Annotated in this window: 20 protein-coding genes; 9 read left to right on the top strand and 11 right to left on the bottom strand. The window is 60.1% G+C overall.

Annotated elements, in window-relative coordinates; all coding sequences use genetic code 11:
• Positions 1-11 precede the first annotated feature (11 nt).
• From E9677_RS01755 to E9677_RS01720, 8 genes are all read left to right on the top strand, one after another.
• Positions 12-1,484, top strand: a complete 1,473-nt coding sequence (locus tag E9677_RS01755) for an aldehyde dehydrogenase family protein (RefSeq protein WP_205910086.1) — start codon at positions 12-14, stop codon at positions 1,482-1,484.
• 104 nt (positions 1,485-1,588) lie between these two features.
• Positions 1,589-2,515: an ABC transporter substrate-binding protein gene (locus E9677_RS01750; RefSeq protein WP_235882860.1), complete on the top strand. Its 927-nt coding sequence runs from the start codon at positions 1,589-1,591 to the stop codon at positions 2,513-2,515.
• 86 nt (positions 2,516-2,601) lie between these two features.
• Positions 2,602-4,080 carry a sugar ABC transporter ATP-binding protein gene (locus E9677_RS01745; protein ID WP_136557154.1) on the top strand — a complete coding sequence of 493 codons (1,479 nt, stop codon included), beginning with the start codon at positions 2,602-2,604 and terminating at the stop codon, positions 4,078-4,080.
• 1 nt (position 4,081) lies between these two features.
• Positions 4,082-5,089: an ABC transporter permease gene (locus E9677_RS01740; RefSeq protein WP_136556375.1), complete on the top strand. Its 1,008-nt coding sequence runs from the start codon at positions 4,082-4,084 to the stop codon at positions 5,087-5,089.
• Positions 5,090-5,098: 9 nt separating this feature from the next.
• A complete protein-coding gene (locus E9677_RS01735; protein WP_136556374.1) occupies positions 5,099-6,082 on the top strand; it encodes an ABC transporter permease in 984 nt (327 codons plus the stop codon).
• A 13-nt stretch (positions 6,083-6,095) separates the two neighbouring features.
• Positions 6,096-7,193 carry a mandelate racemase/muconate lactonizing enzyme family protein gene (locus tag E9677_RS01730; protein WP_136556373.1) on the top strand — a complete coding sequence of 366 codons (1,098 nt, stop codon included), beginning with the start codon at positions 6,096-6,098 and terminating at the stop codon, positions 7,191-7,193.
• A 10-nt stretch (positions 7,194-7,203) separates the two neighbouring features.
• A complete protein-coding gene (locus E9677_RS01725) occupies positions 7,204-8,238 on the top strand; it encodes a zinc-dependent alcohol dehydrogenase (RefSeq protein ID WP_136556372.1) in 1,035 nt (344 codons plus the stop codon).
• On the top strand, positions 8,235-8,996 hold the full coding sequence (locus E9677_RS01720; protein WP_136556371.1) for an SDR family oxidoreductase: 762 nt from the start codon (positions 8,235-8,237) through the stop codon (positions 8,994-8,996). Before E9677_RS01725 ends, E9677_RS01720 begins: the two co-directional genes overlap by 4 nt.
• A 390-nt stretch (positions 8,997-9,386) precedes the next feature.
• Here the strand turns inward: E9677_RS01720 and E9677_RS01715 are convergent, their stop codons facing one another.
• Together E9677_RS01715 and E9677_RS01710 are read right to left on the bottom strand one after the other, a co-directional pair.
• Entirely contained in the window at positions 9,387-10,184 is a 798-nt protein-coding gene (locus tag E9677_RS01715) for a PfkB family carbohydrate kinase (protein ID WP_136556370.1), read from the bottom strand.
• 69 nt (positions 10,185-10,253) lie between these two features.
• Positions 10,254-11,267, bottom strand: coding sequence for an SIS domain-containing protein (locus E9677_RS01710; RefSeq protein WP_136556369.1), 1,014 nt, complete (start codon positions 11,265-11,267; stop codon positions 10,254-10,256).
• A 212-nt stretch (positions 11,268-11,479) separates the two neighbouring features.
• On the opposite strand from E9677_RS01710, the gene E9677_RS01705 reads away from it, so the two are divergent.
• The gene (locus E9677_RS01705) at positions 11,480-12,211 is read left to right on the top strand and encodes a GntR family transcriptional regulator (RefSeq protein WP_136556368.1); all 732 of its coding nucleotides are present in this window, start codon (positions 11,480-11,482) and stop codon (positions 12,209-12,211) included.
• A gap of 15 nt (positions 12,212-12,226) precedes the next feature.
• Here the strand turns inward: E9677_RS01705 and E9677_RS01700 are convergent, their stop codons facing one another.
• The 9 genes from E9677_RS01700 to E9677_RS01665 form a co-directional block, all read right to left on the bottom strand.
• Positions 12,227-12,979: an amino acid ABC transporter ATP-binding protein gene (locus E9677_RS01700; RefSeq protein WP_136556367.1), complete on the bottom strand. Its 753-nt coding sequence runs from the start codon at positions 12,977-12,979 to the stop codon at positions 12,227-12,229.
• A gap of 17 nt (positions 12,980-12,996) precedes the next feature.
• Complete coding sequence (locus E9677_RS25475) at positions 12,997-13,209, bottom strand: hypothetical protein (RefSeq protein WP_235882828.1); 213 nt, start codon at positions 13,207-13,209, stop codon at positions 12,997-12,999.
• 20 nt (positions 13,210-13,229) lie between these two features.
• Positions 13,230-13,877, bottom strand: a complete 648-nt coding sequence (locus E9677_RS01695; RefSeq protein ID WP_235882827.1) for a DMT family transporter — start codon at positions 13,875-13,877, stop codon at positions 13,230-13,232.
• Complete coding sequence (locus E9677_RS01690) at positions 13,867-14,838, bottom strand: amino acid ABC transporter permease (protein WP_136556366.1); 972 nt, start codon at positions 14,836-14,838, stop codon at positions 13,867-13,869. Before E9677_RS01690 ends, E9677_RS01695 begins: the two co-directional genes overlap by 11 nt.
• A 14-nt stretch (positions 14,839-14,852) precedes the next feature.
• Entirely contained in the window at positions 14,853-16,133 is a 1,281-nt protein-coding gene (locus tag E9677_RS01685; protein WP_136556365.1) for an NAD(P)/FAD-dependent oxidoreductase, read from the bottom strand.
• A 52-nt stretch (positions 16,134-16,185) separates the two neighbouring features.
• Positions 16,186-17,013 carry a transporter substrate-binding domain-containing protein gene (locus tag E9677_RS01680; RefSeq protein WP_136556364.1) on the bottom strand — a complete coding sequence of 276 codons (828 nt, stop codon included), beginning with the start codon at positions 17,011-17,013 and terminating at the stop codon, positions 16,186-16,188.
• Positions 17,014-17,734: 721 nt separating this feature from the next.
• Positions 17,735-18,808 carry a 4-oxalomesaconate tautomerase gene (locus tag E9677_RS01675; RefSeq protein WP_136556363.1) on the bottom strand — a complete coding sequence of 358 codons (1,074 nt, stop codon included), beginning with the start codon at positions 18,806-18,808 and terminating at the stop codon, positions 17,735-17,737.
• 76 nt (positions 18,809-18,884) lie between these two features.
• Positions 18,885-20,879, bottom strand: coding sequence for a tripartite tricarboxylate transporter permease (locus E9677_RS01670; protein WP_235882826.1), 1,995 nt, complete (start codon positions 20,877-20,879; stop codon positions 18,885-18,887).
• A 99-nt stretch (positions 20,880-20,978) separates the two neighbouring features.
• Positions 20,979-22,082 carry a Bug family tripartite tricarboxylate transporter substrate binding protein gene (locus tag E9677_RS01665; protein ID WP_136556362.1) on the bottom strand — a complete coding sequence of 368 codons (1,104 nt, stop codon included), beginning with the start codon at positions 22,080-22,082 and terminating at the stop codon, positions 20,979-20,981.
• Positions 22,083-22,136 lie beyond the last annotated feature (54 nt).

Below are 22,136 nucleotides of genomic sequence, written 5' to 3'. Positions count from 1 at the left end.
AGAGATGCGATATGTTGATTGAATTGGCCGAGCTGGCCCACGGCGGTTCGGCGGTCCAAACAAAGATGTTTGTCGGTGGGCGGTGGGTGTCAGGATCGGCAGGTAGCCAGCAGACGGTCGAGAATCCGGCGGACGGATCCGAGATCGCCTTTACGCCCATGGCATCGGCGGCGGAGGCCGAGGAGGCTGTTGCCGTTGCGCGTCTGGCCCAGCCTCGTTGGGCAGCTCTCGCTCCCATAGAGCGCGGACGGCTGGTGGCGCTGCTTGCGGACCAGGTGATCGACCATGCGGAGTTGCTCGCCCAACTGATCACGATGGAGCAGGGCAAACCGATCGGGCAGGCACGCGGAGAAGTCGGTGCGACGGCCACATTTCTCCGCTATGCCTCCGAACAGGCGCGCCGCATCGAAGGAGAGATCGTGCCTTCCGATGCGCGCAACGAGGAAGTCTGGGTTCGCCGCGTCCCGCATGGGGTCGTGACAGGGATTACCGCCTGGAACTATCCGGCGGCGCTTGCTGCCCGCAAGCTGGGCCCGGCGCTCGTGGCGGGGAACACCTTCATCCTCAAATCTCACGAGTTCACGCCGCTATCGGGGCTCTTTATTGCCGCGCTTGCCGAAAAGGTCGGCTTTCCCGCTGGCGTGATCAATGTCGTGACCGGCGACGGGCGCGTCGCCGGCAGCCGGCTTGTCGAGCTTTCGGACATGGTGACGATGACCGGATCGACCCGGGCAGGGCGGGAGATCTATCGGGCCGGTGCCGATGATATCAAGGTCGTGCGCCTTGAACTGGGTGGCAAGGCGCCGTTCATTGTCATGGAAGACGCTGACATTGACGCGGCTGTCGAGAGTGCGGTCACGGCGCGATTCACGAATTGCGGGCAGATCTGCACCTGCAACGAACGCATGTATCTGCACAGATCCATCTCCGAGGAGTTCCTTGAGAAGTTCGTGGCCCGAGTGAAGGCGTTGACGATCGCGCCGCCGCTCGAGGATCCGGATCTGGGCCCGAAGATCAGCGCCGGCGAAGTGTCCAAGGTCGAGGAAATCATCACTCGCAGTGTCGGGGAAGGGGCCGAAGTCCTTCTGCGTGGAGGAGCGATCACCGACGGGCCGCTAAAGTCGGGTCATTTCATGGCGCCGACGGTTCTTCTGACCGCGTCCAATGGCAACCCAGCGATGCGGGAGGAAATCTTCGGCCCCGTGGCGGTTGCCATGGTCGTTGACGACTTTGAGCAGGCACTGGCAAACGCCAATGACACCGACTTCGGTCTCTCCGCCTTTGTCTACACCAAGGATCTGCGTCGTCTGATGCGGCTGACCAATGAGCTCAAATTCGGTGAGATCTACTTCAATCGGACGAACGGAGAGCTCGTCCAGGGCTTCCACAGCGGCTGGGGGCTTTCAGGGATCGGCGGCGAAGACGGCAAGCACGGCTTCGACGGCTATCTGCGCAAGAAGACCATGTATGTGAATTGGTCCTGAAGTTTCGGAGGAAAGGCGCTTGCATGGTGCGAGCGCTATAAGAGGAGGATGACATGTATAGACGGGTATTTCTGACGACAACGGTGCTGGCTGCCGTTACCGCGATGACGGGTTTCGGGCTGAACGCTCAGGAACTGCCGAAGCTGGAGAAGAAGGAAACCTACAAGGTTGGTTTCGCCCAGACCGAAAGCAATAATCCTTGGCGCATTGCTCAGACCAACAGCATGAAGGCCGAAGCGGAAAAGCTTGGGCATCAGCTTGTCTACACGGATGCAGCAGGCTCTGCTGCCAAACAGGTTTCCGACGTCAACTCGATGATCGCCCAAGGCGTCGACCTGATTTTCCTCGCTCCACGTGAGGAAAAGCCGCTCATCCCCGCAGTCATGGCCGCCAAGAAGGCAGGCATTCCGGTCATCCTGCTTGACCGAAGCGTGGATCCGTCGCTCGCCAAGGCCGGCGAAGACTATCTGACCTTCATCGGCTCCGACTTCGTCGAGGAGGGACGGCGGATGGCCGAGTGGTTGATCAAGAACGCGGATGGCAAGACCAAGATCATCCAGCTCGAGGGAACAACCGGCTCGTCCCCCGCAAACGATCGCAAAAAGGGTTTTGATGAGGCGATCCAGGCTGCGGGTGGTTTCGAGATCGTGGCATCCCAGTCCGGTGACTTCGCGCGCGACAAGGGCCGCCAGGTGGCTGAAGCACTGCTGCAGGCGCATCCCGACGCAAACGTTATCTATGCCCATAACGACGAAATGGCGATTGGTGCTATCTCGGCGGTGGAAGCGGCTGGCAAGGTGCCCGGCAAGGATATTCTCATCCTCTCGATCGATGGTGGCAAGGAAGCCGTTCAGGCGGTGGTTGATGGAAAGATCGCGGCCGTGGTCGAATGCAATCCGCGCTTCGGACCCAAGGCCTTCGAGACCATGATGCGCTATGCGAATGGCGAGACGATCGCCCCGATCCTGGTCAACGAAGACAAGTTCTACGATGCCAGCAACGCTGCCGCCGAATTGGCGAACGCATACTGATCTGATTAGGCGCGGCGGCGGGCGCTTCTGCCCCGCCGTCGTCCGAGATCTCATTGGAAGGACGTGATCCCGTGCCCCTGCTTGTCATGGACTCCATAACAAAGAGCTTTGCCGGGCTGAAGGCTCTGGACGCAGTCTCCCTCGCCATCGATCCAGGTGAAGTCATGGCGCTTGTCGGTCAGAACGGCGCTGGGAAATCGACGCTGATCAAAATCCTGACCGGTGTCTATCGCAGAGATACCGGATCCATCCAGTTTTCCGGCGAGGAAGCTGACTTCCCGATGCCGGCCGATGCCGAAGCTGCGGGCATCGCGACCATCTATCAGGAGATCAATCTGGCGCCACAGCGCTCTGTCGCGGAAAACATCTATCTGTCCCGCGAGCTCCGGCGCTTCGGCCTGCTCGACAGCCGCGCGATGCGCCGGGGGGCGGAGAAGATCCTTGAGAGTTTCGAGCTATCGATCGATGTCGACCGCCCGGTCGGACAGTTCGACGCCGCGACCCGCCAGATGGTGGCGATTGCGCGTGCGGTTCTTCAGGACGCCCGGCTCGTCATCATGGATGAGCCCACCTCCTCCCTAGACGAGCGCGAGGTTGATATCCTGTTCAGGACGATCCGCACCCTTAAGCAGCGTGGTGTATCTATCATCTTCGTTGGACACAGGCTGGATGAACTCTACGCTGTCTGCGACAGCGTCGCGATCATGCGGGATGGCCGACTGGTGGCCCGCGGTGCAATGGCCGACTTCCCAAAAATCGAACTTGTCCGGCACATGCTTGGCAAGGAGCTGGATGCGCTAGCGCTCGTGGCGCCGGAAAAGGACAAGGTCTCGAGGCCGGTGCGGCTGGAGCTCCAAGGTGCTTCCGCCGGCACGCGCGTCGTCAACGTCGACCTCAAATTGCGTGAAGGCGAGATCACCGGCCTTGCAGGACTTCTCGGTTCAGGGCGCAGCGAAACGGCGCGACTGATTTTTGGGGCGGACAAACTTCAGAAAGGCGCGCTTACACTCGATGGGCGCGACAGGCACTACCGGGAGCCATCGGATGCGATCGCGGATGGGATCGGTTTTGTATCCGAGGACCGAAAGATTGACGGGATCATTCCCGATATGTCCGTGCGGGAAAACATGACGCTTGCTCTGCTTCCGAAACTGAAGCGTGCGGGGATCGTTGACCGACGCAGGCAGGACGAGATTGCGCTCCGCTTCATCAAAGCACTGTCGATCAAGTGCTCCTCTGCGGACCAACCGATCAAGGAACTGTCTGGCGGTAACCAGCAGAAGGTGCTTCTGGCCCGTTGGCTCGCTACCGATCCACGCGTTTTGGTCATCGATGAGCCGACACGCGGGATCGATATCGGCGCCAAGTCGGAAATCCTGAAGCTTTTGCGCAACCTCGCTGATGAGGGTCTCAGCGTGCTGATGATTTCCTCCGAACTGGAAGAACTCCTGGCCTGTTCTGACAGTGTCAGCGTCCTCAGTGATGGCCGTTCCGTCGCGGTTCTTCCTCGCGGCGAGCTGAGTGAACCGGCCCTGATCTCTGCCATGGCCCATCAGGGGAACTGATATGACCAATCCGCAAATTTCCTCATCGACGGCAGAGGTCCCTCGGGTCCGTAGAGACTTCCTTCTCTACGCGAGCCGTTATGGAACACTGGTCGCGTTCCTGGCACTTGTCGCACTCAACATCGCCATCACACCCAACTTCCTCTCGTTGCAGACGCTGACCGTCAACCTGACCCAGGTCGCGACGATCGTCATCGTGGCCATCGGAATGACGCTTGTCATCGCGACCGGCGGGATCGACCTCTCGGTCGGGTCATTGATGGCGATCTCCGGCGCCATTGCGCCGATGATCTTCATGCATCCCGCGTGGTCAGAAGCGACGATGCCAATCGCAGTCGCGCTCGCGATCCTGCTGCCTGTTGCTGTTGCGGCGGCGCTGGGGCTCTTCAATGGCATGCTGATCATCCGATACGGCATTCAGCCCATCATCGCCACGCTCGTGCTCTTTATCGCCGGGCGCGGCATTGCGCAGGTGATGACAAACGGCAACCTCCAGGTGTTCCGGAATGAAAGCTTCCAGTTCATCGCCATGGGCAGGGTCGCAGGCATACCTACACAGGTGATCTTGATGATGGTCATCGTCGTGATCGCCTGGGTGGTAACCCGCTACACGGTGATCGGACGGCAGATCATTGCAGTCGGCGGCAACGAGCGGGCAGCACGTCTCGCCGGGCTGCCGGTGCGACGGGTCAAGTTGTGTGTCTACATGATCAGCGGAGCGCTGGCCGGCCTTGCCGGGCTGGTGGTGATCGCCCGCAACTCGGCAAGTGATGCAAATCTCGTTGGTCTCGGCATGGAGCTGGACGCCATTGCGGCGGTCGCGGTGGGCGGGACGCTGCTGGCCGGTGGGCGCGCCAATGTCATTGGCACATTGCTTGGCGCCTTCGTCATCCAGCTTGTCCGCTACACGCTTCTCGCCAATGGCGTTCCGGACGCAGCCGCCCTGATCGTCAAGGCGGGTCTCATCGTGTTCGCCGTCTACATTCAGCAACGTGCAGACAAGAGTTGAGGATCGGAAATGAATAGGCTCATGCATGCCTTCACCTTTGGATCTCCCGCTGAACTTGCCCGCATCGGTGTGATCCTCGCTCTCGTCGCCCTGATCATATTCGGCGGCCTGCGCTATGACAATTTTTTGTCCTCGTTCAACATACTCAGCTTCCTCAGATACAATTCCATGTTCGCCTTGATTGCGCTCGGGATGACATTCGTGATCATCACGGGCGGCATTGATCTGTCGGTCGGCGCAACGGCCGCCATGGCAAGTGTTGTTGCAGCGTTGCTCTCCGGGCACCACTGGGCTGCCGGTCTCGGCGGCGGCGTGCTTGCCGGTCTTGCTGTCGGGCTGCTGAACGGCTTCCTGGTAAGCAGGATGCGGATACAGCCTTTCATTGCCACGCTGGCGACAATGCTGGCCGCCTCGGGAACCGGCCTTCTGCTGGCAGGCAACCAGTCCGTCTCCGTCTCTTATGAAACAGGCTTTACAGCCATCGGTCAGGACGACTTTCTAGGCTTCCCGATCGCCGCATGGATTGCGGGCTTGGCCTACCTGGTTGGCTGGCTGGTCCTCGAAAAGCGTCCGGTCGGCAGGCATATCCTCGCGCTGGGTGACGGTGAGCAGACCGCACGCATGATGGGCCTGAAGGTGGAGCGTAACCTGGCGCTCGTCTATGCAGCCTCGGGTGCGCTTGCCGGTCTCGCAGGTGTCGTTCTCGCGTCCCAGTTCGGTGCTGGGCAGCCGACCGAGGGCGTGGGCTGGGAGCTGTTTGCCATTGCAGCCGTCGTTGTGGGTGGCACACTGCTCACCGGCGGCTCCGGCTCTGTCGGAGCAACGCTCGCAGGCGCTCTGCTGCTTGGCATGGTCTTCAACATCCTGAACTTCGAAAACGGCCTCGGCTGGATATCGCTCTCCGCCTACTGGCAATCGATCATCCGCGGCGCCTTCCTTCTCGGCGTCGTCATTCTCCAGGCGCGCCTCCAGCAACGCGTGAAGCTGTCCTGAAAGGAATATCGTGATGATCGGCTCCTGTATCGTTGACCTGCAGGCACGGCTCTTCCGTGTGCCCTTGGATGAAGTCCTTTCCGATGCCAAACATGGCGACCACACCCATTTTGAACTGGTCACTGTAACAATCGTCCAGGCCGACGGCATGGTCGGTACCGGCTATACGTATACGGGCGGCTTCGGCGGCAGGGCGATTGCCGCGATGATCAACCATGATCTGCGTCCATTGCTCCTTGGCCGCGATGCGACCCCGGTTGAAGACATCTATGAGGCCATGCAGTGGGCCGTGCATTACGTCGCCCGTGGCGGGATCGCCTCATTCGCGATCTCGGCGGTCGATATCGCGCTCTGGGACCTGAGAGGTCGGATGCAAGACCTGCCGCTCTGGCGGATGGCGGGCGGAGCCGGCAGAACGGCCAGTGCCTATAGGGGTGGGATCGACCTGAACTTTTCGCTGGAAAGACTGCTGGAGGATGTCAGCGGCTACCTCGCCGAAGGCTACGAAGCGGTCAAGATCAAGGTCGGGCGGCCGAGCCTTCGCGAGGATGTGACCCGTGCGGAGGCCGTGCGTGACCTGCTGGGGCCGAACCGCAAATTTATGGTCGACGCAAACTATGCGCTCGATGTTCCCCAGGCGATCGAGGCCGCACGCGCTTTCCAGCCGCTGGACCTTCTCTGGTTCGAGGAGCCGATCATCCCCGACGACTATGCAGGCTATGCCCGCATCGTAGATGAGACCGGGATGGCGCTCGCGATGGGAGAAAATCTCCATACCATCTATGAATTCGAGTTCGCACTGGCGCAATCCAGGCTGTCCTATCTGCAGCCCGATGCCTCCAACTGCGGCGGGATTACCGGTTGGCTTGCGGTGGCTGGGCGCTGCGCAGCGCATGACATTCCCGTCTGCAGTCATGGCATGCAGGAGCTGCATGTCAGCCTCGTTGCAGGCCAGACAAATGCCGGCTGGATCGAAGTGCACAGCTTCCCCATCGACCGCTACACCCTGAGACCGCTCGATCTCGAACATTCTAGGGCCGTGGCGCCGGATGTACCCGGCACCGGGGTGGAATTCGACTGGGCCCGATTGGCCCCCCATGCAATCTTCTGAGGAGTTCATCATGCCGAATATCGCCGCCTATTACAAAGGCGACCACCGCTTCGAACTGCGGGATGCACCTGTTCTGCCGCCTGCCGCCGATGAGGTGCAGATCGAAGTTGCCTGGTGCGGCATCTGCGGAACCGATCTGCATGTCTTTCACGGCGCCATGGATCAGCGCGTCGGTTCAAACCGTATCATAGGCCACGAAATGTCTGGCACCGTTGCGGCCCTTGGGGCAGGTGTCTCGGGTCTTGCCATCGGCGACAAGGTGGTCGTCCGCCCATTGAAACCCTGCGGTCACTGCCCTGCCTGCGATGCCGGTCATAGCCATATCTGCCACAACCTGAAATTCCTCGGGCTCGATACCGACGGCGCCATGCAGCGATACTGGAGCGTGCCGGCTTATGCCGTTCACAGGCTTCCGGACGAGATGCCGCTTGATCTGGCAGCCCTTGTGGAGCCGCTGGCGGTGGCATGTCATGACATCGAACGGGCGCGGCTTGCTCCAGGCGAAACGGTTCTGGTCATAGGTGGTGGCCCAATCGGCATGCTGATTGCTATTGCGGCAGCCAAACGCGGCGCGCGGGTGCTGCTGTCGGAGATCAACCTCTCTCGCCTGACGCTTGCCGCCTCTTTCGGCATCGGCGCGTTCGATGCGTCCAGAACCGACGTGGCGCGCGAGGTCATGGTGGCCACAAGCGGGAAGGGTGCTGACGTCGTCTTCGAAGTCTCAGGTGTCCAGGCGGGAGTGGATCTGATGACAGAGGCTGTGTCGACACGCGGGCGGGTGGTCATGGTCGCCATCCACGCCAAGAAACCGGTCATCGATCTCTTCCGCTTCTTCTGGCGCGAGATCGAGATGCTCGGCGCGCGGGTTTATGAGCCGCAGGACTACGAGGCTGCCATCGATCTGCTTGTCCGGTATGGTTCGGAGATCGGTCGCGTTATCACCGAGCGCCGGCCCTTAAGCGAAATTCAGACAGCATTCGAATCGTTCGAGGCGAATGGCACGTCGATGAAGACGCTGCTGAACTGCCAGGAGGGCACGGTGTGATGGGTCTCTTCGATCTTACAGGTAAAATCGCCGTCGTCACAGGCGCTCGACGCGGTATCGGCGCGGCGATCGCCATGGCCTTTGCAGAAGCTGGCGCCGACATCATCGGCGTCTCCCTGAGCATGCCCGAGGATGGTGCGGAAACCGGGGACGCCATACGAGCCTGCGGCCGCCGGTTTACCGGGATTGCTTGCGATTTCTCGGATCGTGGTAGTGTCTTGGACCTGGGAAAGCGACTGTCCGATGTTCCCGTCGACATTCTGGTCAACAATGCCGGCACCATCAAAAGAGCGCCGGCTGCTGAACATCCAGCGGAGTACTGGGATGAGGTTCTGGAAACCAACCTCTCGGCTCAATTCTTTCTGACACAAGCCATTGGCAAGCAGATGATCGCGACGGGACGCAAGGGCAAGATCATCTTCACGGCGTCTCTCCTGACGTTCCAGGGAGGTATCAACGTTCCCGGCTATGCGGCCAGCAAGGGCGGTGTCGGCCAGCTCGCGAAAGCCCTTGCCAATGAGTGGGCAGCAAAGGGCATCAACGTCAACGCGATCGCTCCGGGTTACATAGCCACCGACAATACCGAGGCCCTTCGCAACGATCCCGAACGCGCAGCTTCAATTCTTGCGCGCGTCCCCGCCGGCAGATGGGGAGAGGCCAGAGATATGGCTGGTCCAGCCGTTTTTCTTGCATCGAGTTCATCGGATTACGTGCACGGTACCGTTCTAACGGTGGATGGAGGCTGGATGGCACGTTAGGCAGCGTCGACGCGAAACCCCTGTGAACATGTTTGTCGAGGAATAGGGGGTTTACGGAGCGGTCCGTAGCCTGATGTTGCTTGGTTCGTGAAGCTGGCGGCAGAACCTTCATTTCCCGGGAAGTGGTGCCCAGTGTCTGGACGGCCGTCCGGTGCCTGCCGCGAACCCGTCGTGCTACGATGGCCCATTGCATCTTCACATGAGCAATCTCTGAGTTATGTGAAGGTTCGCCGCTTGATGGCTGGCCATCGCCTACTATGCGCGGGTCCGGCTACGCTTTAAAACACCATTGATTTTGCCGATGGAGGCTGGTCGACCCTTTCTGGCTACCCCGGAAATCATTTCCGGGTACGCGCCGCGCTGGGTGCCGGTCATGATTGCGATCCCCTACTAAGCCTGAGGAAAGCCGCCGACATGCCCACAGGTCCTTCCGGCCAACCTCCGACCACTCTCCAGGCAGGTCTCCCAGTCACGACCCGAGAGGTTGGCCGAAAGGAAACCTGCAATGAAGCTGTCGCCGGCACCTGTCGTATCGATCACCTCGATCGGCTCGATGCCTTGCGTGACCGATCGCTTGCCATCGCTCACGGACGCTCCTTTTGCACCGCGCGTAACAACGGCCAGTCGGGCGCCCTCGAAGATCAGCCGGTGCATCATCGCGTCGGCCGCCCAATCGTCCTCCCCCACCGAGCCAAATGCGATCGCCAGTCCGTAAACGCCGAGGTTCTGAACGTCGCTATTGACTGAAATGTCCTGTGATACACTCACGCCTGCGCTGCATAGTTCATCGCGCAAGGCTCCCCCGTCATCCATCCAGCCGATATGGACGTGGTTCATTTGCTTGAGCGTCTCCACGTCCACCGGCGTCGGCCTGTATCCGGCGCAGACGCCGAAGTCCTCGTGGGCAAAAACCCGCTCGCCTGAGGGGAGGATGTCAATCAAGGTGAAGGCCGTGTGGCCGGACTTGAGCTGTATGTGTTCCACCTTCACGCCATGGGCGGCCAACTCCCCGATCGTTCGATGACCATCGGCGTCGTCCCCGACTGCGCCAAAATAATGGGATTCGTGACCGAGAAGCGCAAGCTGAACGGCGACATTCACGGCATTGCCGCCGATCAGCGACATGCCGGAAGGGCGGAACTGATCAATGCAATTATCGCCGACTGTGGCAAACCTGAGCATGGTCATCCCCCCTCGCAACCTTCTGTCGGGGCCGTGCAGCTCAAGCGCGCGACCTCAGAATCGTCAACAACCGTATCAGTAGGCGACGCGTTTGTAGTAGCGGCGCGTTGTCAGCGGATGATTTCGCATCACCTCAAGGTGCGCACTGATCCGTTCAAGGACTGTGGCGAGCAGGATCGGCGAGATCAGCGCACGAACTTCCGGTGACATCCCTGGAAGATCGAATTCCGCCGTGTCCAGAACCGTCATTTTGTCGGTATAGGCAGGAGCGAAATTCTCCACGCGTTCTGCAAGCGGGCGCAACGCGTCTTCGCCCTTAAACAGGATGAGACTGACATCCTTGTCAATCAGTTCCAGGGTGCCGTGGAAGAAATCGGAGGCATGAACCGGGCGGGTGCGGATCCACTGCATCTCCTCCAGAATGCACATCCCATAATAGAAGGCTTGCGGCCAGACGTTCCCGGCGCCGGTGATGATATGATAATCCGCTGCGGCCAGCTTGCTCGCAAATTCCTCCGCTTTCGGCTCATAGGCGCGCTTCACGTCGAGGAGCAGGGCTGGGAGCCGCTCGAGCTCGGCTGCGATCTCGGCATAGTTGGAGATCTCCTTGCGGTGACGCATGATTGAAAGAGCGATAAACAAGGATTGCAGGTAGAAGGATTCGCAGGACGTGTCGTCTTCGGCAAAGTTCACGAAGACATGATCGCCGCCTTTTCCGAGCGGCGTGTCGGCATGGCCGACCAGCGTAATCACTGTGGCGCCGATCTCCTTCATCCGGGTAAGCAGTGCGACGCTTTCCTTTGTGGTCCCCGAAAGAGACGGCATGACCACGATCGACTTGGCCGTCAGGTTGGCAGATCCGGTGAGGATCAGTTCGGCCGGCATGTCGATGAAGGCGGGGAAGCGCGAGCGGCGCTGCAGGAGCTGAGCTGCCGGCTGCATCAGAATGGCCGCACCACCCGTGCCAAGGAAATGAATGTTTTCAGCGCCGGCGCTGAGGCAGTCCGCGATCGCGCGGTCGAGAGCATCGCGCAGCGCCAAGGCGCCTCCTTGGATCTTGAGGAAACGTTGTTCGTCGAAATTGAGCATAGTTCGTTCTCCAGTAGATGGACGGCCTTAATGTCTGGCAGACTGAAATGTTGTAAGACAACTGACATCTTTGCCATTTGTCGTCAAGACGGGCAGCGGAGCGGATCTGGCACATTTTTCCTCTGTGGTGGCCTTTGTCACGGTATCGGCAGCCGCTTGACCTTCCAATCTTTGTCAGACAAGAACGATGGAAGGCAAAGAGCGAGGTTACCGTGGACGAACCGATCCGTGATTCCAGAACCCTGGCGATCCAGCTCCGGGACCGGGTTGCGGAACTCATTCGCGCCGAAGGGCTGAAGCCCGGCGACAAGCTTCCGACAGAAGCACAGTTGACCAAGCGCTTCCACATTTCTCGTCCAGCTTTGCGTGAAGCGCTCAAGCTGCTGGAGCAGGATGATATCATCTATGTAGAGCATGGCCGGGGGCGGTTCATCTCGGCAATGTCAGCCGTGCAGGTGGACAGACCGATTACCGTCTTCGAAAGCGTCACCGACATGACGCGGCACTACGGGTACAAACCTGTCAACAAGGTGCTGTCGATCAGCGAGGAGGACCCGCCGCCGACCGTATCGGAGAAGCTTTGCCTTCAGGCCAAGGCTCGGGTGATTCGCATCGAGCGACTGCGACTGCATGACGAGCAGCCGATCCTCTACTGTATCGATTACGTGCCGCGCGCCATCATACCGACCAAGCTCTACGACATAGACTGGAGCGGTTCATTGCTGAACCTCCTCGAGCAGTACCGTCATCGGCCGCGCATGTCTGCCGCTACGGTCTCGTCCATCATGCTGCCCGACGACGTTATCGAGCGCCACGATCTGCGCGATTTCGGCCCGGCTCTGCTGATCGCGGAAACCTGCTTCGATGCCGCGGGCAAGCCGGTGAATTATGCATTGGACTACCATAGAGGCAGCCATTTCACCTTCAGCCTCGTGAGGAAGTGAAAGACCGCTTGCTGCTCAGTGCAGCAACTGGCTGAGAAACAGGCCGGCGCGCTCCGTCTGCGGCCTCTCAAAGAAATCAGCCGGCGGTGCCTCTTCGACAATCAACCCTTTGTCCATGAAGATCACCCGATCCGCGACCTCGCGGGCAAAACCCATTTCATGGGTCACGCAGACCATGGTCATGCCTTCGCTCGCAAGCGCCACCATCGTGTCGAGAACTTCCTTCACCATTTCGGGATCGAGAGCGGAAGTCGGCTCGTCGAACAGCATGACGCGCGGGTTCATGCAGAGCGCACGAGCGATTGCGACACGCTGCTGCTGGCCGCCCGACAACTGGCCGGGATATTTGTCGGCCTGCTCGGGGATCCGCACACGCTCAAGGTAATGCATCGCGATCTGGCGGGCCTCGCTCTTCGGCATCTTCTTCACCCAAACCGGTGCGAGAATGCAGTTCTCAAGAATGGTCAGATGGGGAAAGAGGTTGAATTGCTGGAACACCATCCCGACGTCGCGGCGCACGAGATCGGCCTTTTTCTCATCCCCGTCGAGCTCGATTCCGCCGACCAGAATACGGCCTTCCTGATGCGCTTCCAGCCGGTTGACGCAGCGGATCAGGGTCGACTTCCCCGAGCCCGAGGGGCCGCAGATGACGACGCGCTCCCCGCTGGTGAAGTCGAGGTTGATGTCGTCGAGTGCGTGAAAGCTGCCGTACCATTTGTGCACGCCCTTAAGACTAATTTCGGTGGACGGCTCTGCCTGTTGTTTCATGGATGTCTCCCTCGGCTTCATTTGAGAACAAGCCAGCCGGAGACGATGATGAGGACGGCTCCGGCCAGGGTGTGAATTTCGATAGGGGCAGAAAACAGAAGGGCGCCGTAGAGGCAGCCCCAGATGATCTGGCTGTACTGGAACGGGGCGACGACCGAGGCCTCCGCAATCCGGAAGGCGCGGATCAGCAGGCCGTGGCCAGCGAGCAGCAATATGCCGCTGGCTGCCATGAACGCGCCCGTCAACGGTTTTACGGGGATAGGCCGCCATGCAGCAATAAGGCGCCCAGCGCGAGTGGCATCAAAGCGATGAACAGCGACGAGAGTAGTGCCTCGTCATTCTCCTCGACCTTCGTCTTTCGTAGAAGGATGAGCGAAAGCGCAAACAGGACTGCCGAGGCGAGGGCGGCCAGATGGCCAAAGTTGAGGGAAGACGCGCCGGGTTGGAGGGCGGTTGCCACCCCTGCAAAGCCAAGAACAACGCTGGCCCATCCGCTGAGGGATACACGCTCCCTCAGGAGGAACCAGGACATCACCGCAACCAGGATCGGCGTCAGGAAGGCGATGAGATAGGCTTCCGACAAGGGCAGGAGGGCGAAGGCATAGTGTATCAGCAGCGTGTCACCGGCGAGCAGACTTGCGCGCAGGAAAGCCACGCCCGGTTGCCGCGGGAGGAGCCTGCGGACGCGGCCGGTGACGACGGCATGGCCACCGAGCGAGACGAATGCGGCAACAGTGACCAGGAGCGTAACCTGCGGGGCGGGCAGGCTCTGGGCGCTCAACTTCACGAGCGCATCCGTACCGGAGAAGACGGCGAACGCCGCCAGGGTCAGAAGAACGCCCCGCCTCCTGTTCGTATCCGAGGTAGCGGCGCAGCTCACTCTGTCGTCAACGGACATTGAACCGCCCGAAGCGTTCCTCGATCCGCGATTGCAGGAATTCAAGGCCAATAGACAGGATCCAATAGATCATCGAGGCGGTGATGAGCATCTCGATGTGACGGAACTCCGTCTGACCCTGGGTCCGTGCGAGATACATGATTTCCCAGACGCCAACGACCGACACGAGGGATGAGTCCTTCAGCATGGCAATGAACTGGTTACCGGTCGGTGGAATGATGACGCGCATGGCCTGGGGCAGGATGACGAGACCCATGGTCTGGCTCGGCGATAGACCCAGTGCGGTGGCGCCCTCCGACTGACCCCGGGAGATGCTCTCGATGCCGGCTCGGAAGATCTCCGTCATATAGGCGCCATAGCAGAGAGACAGCGCAAGGATCCCGGCGGGGATGGCGCCGATGACGTAACCCACCTGAGGCAGGCCCAGGTAGATAATGTAGATCTGCATGAGCAGGGGCAGGCCGCGGAAGAGCGATGTGTAGAAGGTCGCCAGGCCATAGATCACGCCGTTGCGCGAAAGCTTTGCGATGGCGCCGGCAAGTGCGATTGCAGTCGCGATGACAATCGAGATCGCCGATATAAAGAGCGTCGTGGTCACGCCCTGCGTAATCAGGAAGCCGATCTTCTTGGCGATGAAGGCAAACGACAGGTCGAAGGAATGGAAGAAGACCATCAATAGGGCAAACAGCTCCAGCCAGACCGCAATGATCTGGTAATTCCTCTTCAAAAGGTGAAGAAGCTTCCAGTTGATGGCGATGACAATGGCGACCACCGCCGCAGAGAGCACTCTTCCGGTAGACGGGTTGTCGGCAAGAAAGCCCTCTGAAGCAGGAACAAGCTTGCCGATCCAGGCGGAACTGATGCCCAGGCTGTAGAGCGCTACTGCCACCAGTGTCAGGAGCAGCGCGCCACCGATCCGTCGTGATGCTTCGGGATGCGCGAGGATGAGACGACCGATCATTACACTAAGTCCTTTCAGGCCGCTCGTTCGCGCCACCAATCCTGCGCCTGGAGCTTCCAGTAGGTGAGTTGTGCGACGGCGAGCCCAGCCACGCCGCCAGCCCAGTCCAGTCCGAAAGGCGTGAACAGATGGTGCCGATTGCTTTGGCCGAGGATTGCTTCTGCCACCACCTTGCCGCCGATTGCCGTTGTGTTGAGACCGTGACCGCCAAAGGCCGTGCAATGCCATACGCCTGGCTGCATCTCGCCGATCTGTGGCATCAGGTGGCGCGCATAGGCCATCAGACCGGACCAGGCGAGTTCCGTCTTCAGGTCACGTAATTGCGGATAGGTATTGGTCATCTCCCGGCGGAGCTCCTGGACGAGGCCGGCGGTGGAGGCCGAGCGCGTCGTGATGCGACCGCCCCAGAGAAGGCGTCTGCCGCCGTCGACCAGGCGGTAATAGTCACCGGCCCGGCGGTTGTCGCCAATGCCGTCACGTGTCGTGATCGCTGAGGCAATGAGTTGCGGTGCCTCCTCGCTGACCATGACGTAAGTGGCGATCGGCAGCATGGCGCGCTTGAGGCGCGGGTTCAGGCGACCGGTATATCCACCGGTGGCAAAAACCACGGTTCGCGCAATAACGGCCCCGTTGCTGGTCCGCACCTGTTTTCGGTAAGGGGCAAGATCGGTGGAGACTGCGGGTGAATTCTCACAAATCACGCCACCGAGGCGTTCGATTTCGTCTGTAATGCCACGCAGGTAGTTCAGCGGATGGATGTGAAACGCCTTGCGGTCGCGCAGGCCATGGAAGTAGCGAGCCGACTTGAGGTTCTGACGAACCCTCACCATATCGAGATATTCAAGCTGTTGGCCGTACATCCGGCGGACCTCGCTGGCATGGCTTCGCATGCCGGCTCCATCGTCGTAGCGCATGACGCTGGTCACGCCGTCCACTGGATCTGCGCCTGAGATGCCAAGCCGCGCAATGGTGTCTCGGACAAAGTCGACGCCTTCGATCGACATCAGATAGAGCTGGCGTGCGGTCTCGGCGCTGCTCATCCGTGCAATCTGCTCGACACCTGTCGCGTAACCAGCACTGACGAAGCCGCCATTGCGACCGGATGCGCCGAAGCCGACGGACTTCGCCTCCAGCACGACGACCTTCTGTCCAGCGCGTGCCAGTTGAAGGGCAGTGGTGAGACCGGCAAGACCGCCGCCAATCACGACCGTATCGCAATCGACGCTGCCTGAGAGCGCTGGACGCTCCTTTCGCTCGGTGAGCGTGCGGGAATAATAGGTGTCGGGATAGTTCATGGGGCACCGGGAGGGTTGGGGCATGGAGAGTTGCCTCTCCATGCCCGTCGGGTCAGTTGGCGCTATAATCCTTGCCGTACCACTTGGTGGTGAGCGAGGACAAAGTGCCGTCTTTCTTCATCTCCTCGATGATGCCGCCAACCTTTGCGGTCCATTCCGGATCGACCTTCTCGGCGATGACGACGAGAGGCTCGCGGAAGGCGTAGTCACCCTCCAGGATGCGCAGCGGATAACCGTTTTTGATGGCATTGAGCGCGGTCTGCTCGGGAGCGATCACGGCGTCGAGCCGAACGCCGGGACCGAGGCGCAAATCGTCAAACGGCAGCATGGAATCGGCAAACGTGCGCACCTCGCCGGGCTCGAGCTTGTATTCGACCGGGGGCAGGCCTGGGGCGTCGATTTCGAGCCTGCGATTGATGAAGTCTTCGGACGTCGTGGCGGTCTCGACGCCAATGATCTTGCCCTTTAGATCCTCGACCGACTGGGCGGTGCTGTCTTTGTGCAGGACGTAGACGTAAGGGCTGAAATAGTAGATGCCGACAAAGTCGATGACCTGCGCGCGCGCTTTCGTTGGGGTCACGGAGCCCACGCCGAGATCATAGCGCCCCTGCCAGCGGCCGCCGGTCAAAGTCGCCCAGTCCGGCGTTTCGAAGCTGACCTCGACACCGAGGCGCTTGGCAATCTCCTTCGACACGTCGATATCGAATCCCACCATCTCGTTGCTGTCGTCGAGATAGCTCTGCGGTGGCCAGCCACTGTTGGTCGCGACGACCATCGCCTTCTTTTCCATGACGCGGTCAAGCGTTGCGCCCGCATGTGCTGCGGTCGCCATCGCGAGAGCGGCGGCCCCGAGGGCCAAGCCCGTGATGAACTTCTTCATGACATTCCTCCTGTAAACGGACAGACGCTGTTCCCATATATGTAAGATGTCTGACAATGTGAGTTGAGGCCATGAAAACGAAACTGTCAATGTTTCAAGGCGTCAGGGGCATATGAAAAAAGCTGATCCAGTCATCTGCTTTCGTTATGGCTGCAAATAGCTGGGGTTGGTCAGACAACTACGTCTGCTGTCTCCCGTTGAGTCGAAGGTCGAAAAAGGCCTTCATTTCTCACGGGCGCAGCCGAGTTAGGCGGTCCCCAGCTAAATTTAGGAAACCTGTCTAAGCACGACGGATGGCCTCAACAACAGCAGCCACGATTGCTCAAGTTGTTGAGAAGGCGTCACTTTTTTCTGTGAGAAATAGTCGCTGATTTTCAGCGGAAGACCGACATAAATGGCCTGCCTGGAGAACATGGATGCTCACATGATTTCAAAGGCTTAGCAAAAAAAGCCCTTGATTCCCTATGCTTTTCTGCCGCGAGCGACCGTGGATGCCATCTTTGTGCCCTGGCTTTGGGCTGACGTCAACATGGCGGGAGAGCGGCAATAGTTTCCGCTTACCGAGTAGGGCTCGCAAGAATGCAGTGTGCCTTGATTTTGCTTTTGCAGATTTGGTTCCTCTAATATCCGCAGCACTTATAGGGAGCCAGGACCTGTACCAACGACAGCCCGTTACGACGATGCCAGTACTCAGGCACGAGAGCTCGTTTTGCAGAAAAACTCATATGGGGACGAGCACCTCTCCCCTTGCCAGCAATCTTGCCGTTCTCAGTAGGCCTGCGGACTTCAGAACGAAGCCTTCTGAACTGTCCTCGTAGTCGACCGTCACGTCGATGGCGCCGCTCGGATGTTCAATTTTTACCAGAGCAGGAATGCCGTCAGGAAGTGTGGCAAGTCCTTTGGCCACTGTGCCGGGTGTGAGAACGCAGGACGCGAGGCACTGCGCGCCCGTGACCGCCATGGTTGGATGGCAGTTGAGGGGCATGAAGTAACGCGCGGTAATCGTTCCGCCGTCTCGCGGGGGCGATAGCAACGCGAACTTCGGAACGACGGAGCCTGAGACGTCACCCATGCCCATCCGCAGCCCCGCCTCGCGGCGGATCGGCTGCATCCGCTCATAGAATGCGCGATTTGCATCCAACTCTTCCACCGTCTCGTAGCCTGAAAGTCCGAAGGCATCAGCGCGCGCGATGACAATGGGCATGGCGACGTCCATGCAGGTCACGGTTATTCCGTCGATCTCGTCGACCAGATTGCCTGTCGGCAGCAAGGCGCCTGTCGATGACCCGACCACGTCCATGAAGTTGAGATAGATCGGAGCGGCTGTTCCGGGCACACCATCAATGGCGGCATCCCCCTCGTAAGACACGGTGCCGCCCGGGGTCTGCACGACAGCTTCCACCTTTGCGCCGGTATTGACCGAATGGATACGCACGCGCGTCACATCGGCCGCTGCCGTGACGATGCCGAGCTCTACGGCCGCCGGCCCGACGCCAGAAAGGATGTTCCCACAAGTCGGCTTGAAGTCGACCTTCCTGTCGGCGACGCTAACCTGAGCGAAGAAATAGTCCACATCACAACCCGGTTCTTCCGAGCGTGAAAGCATGGCCACCTTGGTCGTTACGGCCGTGCCGCCTCCGATGCCGTCGATGTTGAGCGGGTGGCCTGAGCCCAGCGCCGCCACAAGGACCTGCTCAAGGTCCTTGAGGTTGCTCGGCAAATCTTCACGGCGAAAATAGGGACCGCGCGACGTGCCGCCACGCATGAAGAGGAAGGGAATGGCCGTCTGCGCCATGCTGGTCTCCAACGATAGAATGAAAATCTGGAAAGACAGGCCGGCTCGGGCGTGCCCGAGCCGGCTGGCGGTGGCGTCACCGGAGCGGCCAGGGGAGGTCTGCGAAGCCCTGGAGCACACCGCTGGGGAAGTTGAGAGAAAGCGCCCAGGCAGCGAGAATGCAGCCACCCACGGCCCAGGCCGTCAGGTGCAGGCTCCTGACGCATGTCGCGCCGACCCGCATCCGCATGAAGGCAAGGAAGAAGATCACGACGCCGAGAACGAAGCCCACCAGCGCCACCAGGCCGACGAGTGTCGCGATCCAGGCCAAGCCGGCCCACACCCCATGCACAGCAATCCTGCTGCCATGGTCGCCTGTGAGTTCGGCGTCGAAATGCGAGTGGTGCCCGGTCTCGCCAAACGCGAGCTGCCAGATCAGTATTCCAAGCATCAGCAGGCCGATGATGGAGACGGAAAGCGGGAACACCTGGCCGAGGAAGTCTCGTTGCAGGGAGTCCGTCATCGCCATGCCCATGACGCCGAGGATCAACACGGCAAAGGCAATCTGCGGAAGATGGGCGCGAAACTGCGGTACGTCCGCAACAGTCTCTGACGGGTCGATGATCTCACCATGCTCGTCCACGCGATTGCGAAGCCCGAAGTAGATGGATGCAAGCGTGAGAATACCGATGATGATCACACCCGGCCGCGCCAGGAACGACCAGCCGTTGAACTGCAGGGTCTGGTAGAAGAAGGTTTCGGCCTGCGGTGCGAGAACGAAGCCGATCAGGAGTGCGGGACGCGACCAGCCGAAGCGCTTCATCAGGACGCCGGCGACGCCCAATGCGAGCAGGGCCACGAGATCCTGTACCGACCGGGTGGACTGGAACGCCGCAAAGCTGATCATGACCATCATGAACGGGGCCATGTACTGGAAGGGCACCTTGGTGAGGCCGGCGATCGGTTTAGCCAGCATAACGCAGGCTCCGGCACCGATGATGTTGGCGAGCGCTAGCGACCAGATCATCGTATAGGTCAGATGGAGATCGGTGGTGACCATGGATGGCCCGGGCTCGATGCCGATCAGCACCATGCAGCCGAGGAAAACGGCCATTGCCCCGGACCCGGGAATGCCGAACAGGACGGTCGGCAGCATGGCTCCGCCGGTCATTGCGTTGTTTGCGCTTTCGGGTGCAATCACGCCGCGGATGTCGCCCTTGCCGAAGTTGGAAGTGTCTTTCGTCGTCTGCACGGCGTGGCCGTATGCGATCCAATCGACGACGGAGCCGCCAAGGCCGGGAATGACGCCGACGATGCAGCCGACCGCAGCACAACGCAGCGACAGAAACCAGTTTGCCGCCCAGTCGCGGATGCCTTGCGTCCATCCCTTGCCGAGCGGCATATTGCCGGCAATGGCCGAATTGGCGCGCATCAAGTCGATGATCTCAGGAATGGCAAAAATGCCCATCCCGACCACGACCAGGGGGAGCCCGTCGTAAAGATAGGTTACGTCGAAGACGAGACGGAATTCGCCGGTTGCCGGAGCAGCACCTATGGTGCCGATGACCAGTCCGAGCGTGCAGGATGCTAAGCCCTTGACGAGACTGCGGCCGGAGAGCACTGCGACCATCGACAGTCCGAGAACCGCCAGCATGAAGAGTTCGGCCGAGCCGAACGCAAGAATGACCGGGCGGGCAACAAAGACAAAACCTGTCAAGATGACCGCGCCGAACACGCCGCCGAACATTGATGAGAAGAAGGCTGCCGAGAGGGCTCTGGCAGCCTCTCCCTTCTTCGCGAGCGGAAAGCCGTCAAGCACCGTCGCCTGGCTGGATGAGCCGCCGGGGATGCCCAACAGGATGGACGAAAACGTGTCTCCAGTCGGCATGATCGCGACGAGGCCGATAAGCATTGCGAGTGCTGAAACCTGATCCATGCCGTAGATGAAAGGGATCAGAAGTGACAGGCCCGCGATGCCACCCAGTGCCGGAAGCACGCCAATGATGAGGCCGACGAATATGCCCAGGAACATGTAAGCAAGGTGCTGAAAACTCAGCAATTCGACGAGCGCAGTGAATAGGGTATCGATCACGGCCGTGGCTCCGCGTTTGCCACCTGAAAGGCGGCATTAAAAAGACTTGTGATGGGGAAGGGGGTGGCGGGTTTTGCTAGAAAACCCGCCGGGTCGTGGTCATTCCTGACCGAGCTTTACGCCGTAGTCATCGGCAAGCATGGTCGCGACCTGCTTGCGCAGCTCCGGCGACAGAGCGGTCGCCTTCTCGAAGAGGGCCTGAGCAAGGTTACCTGTGACCTGTTCATAAGTGCCGAGAACGGCGTCGGCACTTTCCTTGTAGGCAGGGTCCGCCTTCATGTCTTCGAAGGCCTTCTGGTAGGCGGCAATGATGTCATCGGGCGTGTCCTTTGGCAGGAACACCATCTTCTGCGCCGGGAAACCGGCGACATAGAAGGCCATGTAGGCATCGTAAGCCGGGCCGCTGGGCTTCTGGCCGGTCAGCTTTTCATAGGCTTCCGGATAGGTCGGCAGGTCGGGGAACGTCGGATCCCGCACGACATTGCCGGCTTCATCGAGAACGCCGAGGCTGAAGAGAGGAACTGCCTGCCCGGCCTCAACCAAAGGCTGAACATTCTTGATGTAGGCAGAAGATGTCTGGAAATCGATGTTGACTTCTCCACGCTCGAAAGAGAGGCGGCCATCGCCGCGACCCTTGAACCCGAAGACGTGTTGCACGTTCAGATCCATCGCCTTGAAGCCCAAAAGCGGAACCAGATCGAGCGAGGTTGCGCCTTGGCTTGCATAGACGAGATCCTTGCCCTTGAGCATGGCAATGTCGTCGACGCTTTTCGGGCCGAGTGTCGGCGTGGTGTAGACCACCCCGCCTGTCGGGCCTGCCATCGCGATCTTCCAGTCCTTGTAATCGTATCGGACGCGCGGATCCCCGAGCAGATAGGGAAACTGGGTCGAGGCCGATGTTCCCAGGATCATTTCGCCATCGGGCTTTGCGCGAGCGGCAAAAAGGTTGCTTCCCTTGGTCGAACCGCCACCCGGCTCATTGACGACCACCACAACTGGGTTGCCAGGCAGGTATTTGCCGAGCAGTTGCGCATTGAAGCGGCCCCAGGTGTCGGATCCGCCGCCTGCCGAGAATGGAATGATGAACTCGATCGTCTTGCCTGCGAAATTGACCTCCGCAGCAGCAGGTCCCGTGAGACAGGCGGCCAGAAGTCCTGCCATCAGACCAAACGTCGTTCGGCGGCGCAAAGTGTTGTTTAGCATGGTGTTATCCTCCCAATCCGGCAATCCGATCTGCCGGTTTCCTCAAAGCTTGCA

The sequence above is a fragment of the Peteryoungia rhizophila genome (genome assembly GCF_004912145.1).
In the GTDB taxonomy this organism is placed as follows: Bacteria; Pseudomonadota; Alphaproteobacteria; order Rhizobiales; family Rhizobiaceae; genus Allorhizobium; species Allorhizobium rhizophilum.
This window is presented reverse-complemented; position numbering and strand designations above follow the sequence as displayed.